Here is a 2,884-nt window from a genome sequence, read left to right on the forward strand (position 1 = left end):
GCTGCGTCCACCCCGTCTCCCCCAACGAAAACGCCCCAGCCGAACCCTCCGCCGCGAACAACACCCCCCTCAACGACCCACCCAACAACGGATCCAACACACCACACACCTCATCCAACGCCCCCGCAAACACCGGAAACGCCCCCCACAACTCCCGCCCCATCCCCACCCGCTGAGCACCCTGACCCGAGAACACCAAAGCCAACCCACCGCTTGACGGGGTGACGGGGTTCAACCGGCCGAGTTCGTCGAGGAGTTCGGTGCGCCCGGTGCCCACGACCACCGCGCGGTGCTCGAAGGTGGTACGGGTGGTGGCCAGGGAGTAGGCGATGTCCAGTGGGTCGGCCGCGTCGGGCCGGCCGGCGAAGACGCGGAGGCGTTCGGCCTGGGCGGTGAGCGCCTGAGGGGTGCGTGCGGACAGGAGCCACGGCAGTACGGGCGGGGTGCGCTTTTCGGCGGCCTCGGCGGCCTCGGTGGGCGTCTCGGCGGGGACTTCCTCGATGATCACGTGGGCGTTGGTGCCGCCGAATCCGAACGACGACACTCCTGCCCGACGCGGCGCCCGCTCCCGAACCGGCCACTCACGCGCCTCCGTCAACAACTCCACCGCACCCGTGCCCCACTCCACGAACGGCGACGGCTCATCAACATGCAACGTTTTCGGCAACACCCCATGACGCATCGCCTGCACCATCTTGATCACACCACCCACACCCGCAGCCGCCTGCGCATGCCCGATGTTCGACTTCAACGACCCCAAATACAACGGCCGACCGTCCGACCGCTCCCGCCCATACGTCGACAACAACGCCTGCGCCTCGATCGGATCACCCAACCGCGTCCCCGTACCATGCGCCTCCACCACATCCACATCAGCAGGAGCAAGACCCGCCGACGCCAGCGCCTGCCGGATCACCCGCTCCTGCGACGGACCGTTCGGCGCCGTCAGCCCATTACTCGCACCGTCCTGATTCACCGCACTGCCACGGACCACAGCCAGCACCCGATGACCGTTCCTACGGGCATCCGACAACCGCTCCACCACCAACAGCCCCACACCCTCCGACCACGCCACACCATCCGCCGCCCCGGCGAACGACTTCGAACGCCCATCGGGCGACAGACCCCTGAGGCGGGCGAACTCGAGGAAGGCGACGGGTGTCGACATCACCGTGACGCCGCCGGCGATGGCGAGCGAGCACTCGCCGTTGCGCAGCGCGTTCGCCGCCAGATGCAGGGCGACCAGCGAGGACGAGCACGCGGTGTCGACGGACACGGCGGGCCCCTCGAAGCCGTAGGTGTACGAGAGCCGGCCTGCGGCGACGCTCGCGGCGCTGCCGCTGAAGAGATAGCCCTCGAAGTCCTCCGGAGGCAGGTGGGGCCGTGAGCCGTAGTCGTTGTACATCAGGCCCGTGAACACGCCGGTGCCTGAGCCGCGCAGTGCGGTGGCGTCGATACCGGCGTGCTCGAACGCCTCCCACGCCGTCTCCAGGAGGAGTCGCTGCTGTGGGTCGATCGCGGTGGCCTCACGCGGGGACATCCCGAAGAAGGCGGGGTCGAACCCGTCGGCGTCGTAGAGGAATCCGCCCTCGCGGGTGTACGTGGTGCCCGTGCGCTCGGGGTCCGGGTCGTAGAGGGTGTCCAGGTCCCAGCCCCGGTTGTCGGGGAAGCCGCCGATGGCGTCCTTGCCGTCCGCCACGAGGCGCCAGAGGTCGTCGGGCGAGGACACGCCACCGGGGTAGCGGCACGCCATGCCCACGATCGCTATCGGCTCGCGCCTCTTCTCCTCCAGGTCCCGCAGCTGCCGACGTGCCTCACGGCCGTCGGCGACGGCCTTCTTCAGGTAGTCGCGAAGCTTGTCCTCGCCCGCCATGGTGGGTCAACTCCCGTGTCTCGTGCGGTGGTCGGTGTCGTCGTGGGCGGTTGCGGCTCAGTTCAGGTCGTCGACGAGCGCGAACAGTTCCTCGTCCGTCGCCGACTCCAGGTCGTCGTCCTCGTCGGGGTCCGTGGTCCCGGCCGCGCTGTCGGCGGCGTCGAGGAGTTCACGCAGGCTCGTGGTGATCCGGCCGTGGGCCGACTCGTCGGTGGCGACCGCCTCGATGGCTGCCTTGAGCCGGGACAGTTCGGCGAGCACCCGCTCGTCGGGGGCTGTCTCCTCCACGGAGAGCTGTTCGGCCAGATACTTCGCGAGCGCCCGGGGGGTGGGGTGGTCGAAGACCAGCGTGCTCGGCAGCCTCAGGCCCGCCTCGGTACCGAGCTGGTTCCGCAGTTCGACGGCGGTCAGCGAGTCGAAGCCGAGTTCCTGGACCGCCCGGTCGGCGTCGATCACCGTGTGGTCGGCGTGGCCGAGTACGGCGGCCACCCGGCCGCGCACCAGGTCCACCAGGGTCCGTTCCCGGTCGGTCGCGGACAGGACGGCGAGCCGCTCGGCGAGCCCCTGGCCTGCGCTCCGGGCGGGGGAGGTCGCGCCGGCCGCCGCTACCGCGCGGCGGGGCGTGTGCCCGCGGACGAGACCGGCGAGGAGTGCCGGTACCCGGTCCCCCATGGCGCGGATCGCCCGGGTGTCGAGCCGGGTGACGGCGAGGACGCTCTCACCGGTGGCCGGGGCCGCGTCGAAGAGGGCCATCGCGTCGTCGGTCGCCAGCGGCAGCAGGCCGGAGCGGGCCAGACGGCGCAGGTCGGCGTCGGCGAGGTGGCCGGTGATGGCGCTGGTCTCCGCCCACAGGCCCCAGGCGAGGGAGGTGGCAGGAAGCCCAACAGCCCGCCGATGCGCAGCCAACGCATCCAGGAACGTGTTCGCCGCCGCATAGTTCGCCTGACCCGCCGTACCCAACAGACCAGAGACCGACGAATACAGAACAAACGCCTTCAGATCCATCCCCCG

General features: G+C 70.3%; 2 protein-coding genes. Both read right to left on the reverse strand.

Features of this window, described 5'->3' with window-relative positions; all coding sequences use genetic code 11:
• Window positions 1–1,873 (reverse strand): type I polyketide synthase (locus G3I56_RS42480; protein ID WP_164418862.1); only part of this gene is annotated, 1,873 nt, incomplete at its 3' end.
• A 57-nt stretch (window positions 1,874–1,930) separates the two neighbouring features.
• Window positions 1,931–2,884: beta-ketoacyl reductase (locus tag G3I56_RS42485; RefSeq protein WP_164418864.1), on the reverse strand; the 954-nt coding region annotated here is incomplete at its 5' end.

Source organism: Streptomyces sp. SID12488, from assembly GCF_010548275.1.
Lineage (GTDB): Bacteria > Actinomycetota > Actinomycetes > Streptomycetales > Streptomycetaceae > Streptomyces.